The 320-nt window shown below is 68.8% G+C and carries 1 protein-coding gene; it reads right to left on the reverse strand.

The features are described from left to right. Positions 1 to 320, reverse strand: a 320-nt coding sequence (locus AC0L2M_RS34670) for a PfkB family carbohydrate kinase (protein ID WP_473537281.1), incomplete at both ends; no start/stop codon positions are given.

Raw genomic sequence — 320 nt, forward strand, 5'->3', positions numbered from 1 at the left:
GCCGTCTGCCGGAACGCTTCCTTGGCGCGCGGCGGGTCCCACAGATAGCCCTCGAAATAGGTGACGGCGGCGCCCGAAGCCTTGTCTGCCTCGACGTCCTCCGGTCCGAGCTCGACGCAGGCGCCGAGGTAGGTGTTCATCGAGCGCTCGCCGTCCGGCGTGACGAAGATCATCGAGCGCGCCGTCGGCGGTTCGCCGTTGAGCGGCCTGGTGTCGAAGGCGACACCCTGCGCATGCATGTCGTGGGCGTAGATTTCGCCGAGCGTGTCGTTCGAGACCTTGCCGAAGAAGGCGGCGCGGCCGCCGAAGCTGGCGACGCC

Source organism: Mesorhizobium sp. WSM4806, from assembly GCF_055811635.1.